Below are 735 nucleotides of genomic sequence, written 5' to 3'. Positions count from 1 at the left end.
GGTGTGGGTCGGGGTTATTGGGGTGCTGCGGGGTTGACGGCGGATCGGTTTGTGCCGGATCCGTTTGGGTTGGTGGGGTCGCGGTTGTATCGGACTGGGGATGCGGTGGCGTGGCGGTCGGACGGGACGTTGGAGTTCCTGGGTCGGTTGGATGCGCAGGTGAAGTTGCGTGGTGTGCGGGTGGAGTTGGGTGAGGTGGAGTCGGCGTTGCGGTCCTGTGTGGGTGTGCGGGATGCGGTGGCGTCGGTGGTGCGGGTGGATGGTCGGCAGGTGTTGGCCGGTTTTGTGGTGCCTGTTGGTTCGGGTGTTGATGTGGTGGGTGTGCGGGAGGTGTTGCGGGGGGTTTTGCCGGAGGTGTTGGTGCCTTCGGTGGTGATGGTTGTTGATGTGGTGCCGGTGGATCCGAATGGGAAGGTGGATCGGCGTCAGTTGCCGGTGCCGGTGCTTGGTGATGAGTCGGCTGGTGTGTTTGTGGCGCCGGTGTCGGTGGTGGAGCGGGCTGTTGCGGGGGTGTGGGCGCGGGTTTTGGGTCGTGACGTTGTTGGTGTCGAGTCGAGTTTCTTTGATCTCGGTGGTGATTCGATGCTGGCGGTGTCGTTGGTGGGTGCGTTGCGGGCGGCTGGTTATCCGACGAGTGTGCGGGATGTTTTTGCTTACCGGACGGTGCGCGGGCTGGCTGCCAGTTTGGGTGAGGGCGTTGACGAGTGGGAGCCGGTGGCGCCCTTCGCGCTGCTG

1 protein-coding gene is annotated in these 735 nt (G+C 64.4%); it reads left to right on the top strand.

Annotated features, from left to right (window positions below; genetic code table 11):
• Positions 1 to 129: 129 nt before the first annotated feature.
• On the top strand, positions 130 to 735 hold a 606-nt coding region (locus tag ADK66_RS29150; protein WP_231640247.1), incomplete at its 3' end, for a phosphopantetheine-binding protein.

The sequence above is a fragment of the Micromonospora sp. NRRL B-16802 genome (assembly GCF_001279555.1).
GTDB lineage: Bacteria > Actinomycetota > Actinomycetes > Mycobacteriales > Micromonosporaceae > Micromonospora > Micromonospora profundi.
Note: the sequence above shows the minus strand (reverse complement) of the source record. Positions and strands in the feature narration are given on the sequence as shown.